The sequence below is a fragment of the Acinetobacter sp. YH12106 genome (assembly GCF_013418995.1).
GTDB lineage: Bacteria > Pseudomonadota > Gammaproteobacteria > Pseudomonadales > Moraxellaceae > Acinetobacter > Acinetobacter pseudolwoffii.
Map to the genome: position 1 here is coordinate 1 of NZ_VPAV01000069.1, position 1,197 is coordinate 1,197.

2 protein-coding genes are annotated in these 1,197 nt (G+C 43.7%); both read left to right on the forward strand.

Going from position 1 to position 1,197, the window contains the following annotated elements:
- Window positions 1–644, forward strand: a 644-nt coding sequence (locus tag FTU45_RS15305) for an efflux RND transporter periplasmic adaptor subunit (protein WP_180076699.1), incomplete at its 5' end; no start/stop codon positions are given.
- The coding region (locus FTU45_RS15310; protein WP_180076700.1) for an efflux RND transporter permease subunit at window positions 634–1,197 on the forward strand (564 nt) is incomplete at its 3' end. The genes FTU45_RS15305 and FTU45_RS15310, both read left to right, overlap by 11 nt.

Here is a 1,197-nt window from a genome sequence, read left to right on the forward strand (position 1 = left end):
CGGCCCAATCACGTTTAAGTGCGTTTGGTGCTGTGAATACCAGTAACGGGCGCTATATTTTGAAAGCCCCCATTTCCGGCGTGATCAGTAAAAAGGATTTGGTGCTCGGAGAAAATGTTCAGTTAGCAAGTCAACTCTTTACCATAGACCGGTTAGATCAGCTCTGGCTTGAATTTATTGTTCCAAATTCTGAAATTGTGGGCTTAGCCCCGAATCAAAAGATCGAATTTAAATCTTTGCAAACTGAAAAGGTCTACAGGGCAGTTATTCAAACCTTAAATACTGAAGCGGATATTCAAACAGGTCGTCTTCAGGTGCGAGCAAAAGTTGAATCGAATGCAACCGAATTACGTCCAAACTTGATGGTAAACGTACAGTTGCAACAACGCAGTGAAAGTACCGCATTACGGGTACTTAAGTCCGCAGTTCAGAATGTCGATGGAAAAGATGTGGTTTTTGTCGCCACTCAGCATGGACAAAAAGTTGAATTCACTCCGCAGCCGGTGAAATTAGGTCAATCGTCTGGGGATAGCCAGTGGATTGAAGTGGTAAATGGGCTTAATCAGGGACAAAAATATGCCGCTCAAGGCAGTTTCTTACTGAAATCTGAGATGGAAAAAGGAGAGGCTTCACATGAGCACTAAAAGCCCTCACATTCCAGACCACGAATCGGTAAAACCTGAAGGGCTGTTTGATCGGCTGATCCAGTTTTCTATTCATAACGCAATCTGGGTCATGCTGTTTGTTGCAGCCTGGATTGCTATTGGTATTTATAGTTATCAAAAGTTACCGATTGATGCTGTACCGGATATTACCAATACTCAGGTGCAGATTAACACTTCAGCCAATGGCTTTACGGCTTTGGAAATGGAACAGCGGATTACCTATCCAATTGAGAATGCCATGTCAGGCATGCCGAAAATGGAACAAACCCGTTCGATTTCACGCTACGGCTTATCGCAAGTGACCATCATTTTTGAAGATGGCACGGATATTTACTGGGCCAGACAGCTTATCAACCAGCGCTTGCAAGAAGCAATGGGAGAAATGCCTGAAGATGTGCAACCTAACATGTCGCCTATTTCGACAGGTTTAGGTGAAATCTATCAATGGGTGATTAAAGCCGAACCAAATGCTAAAAAGCCGGATGGAACCCCTTATTCGGCGATGGATTTACGTGAAATTCAGGATTGGATT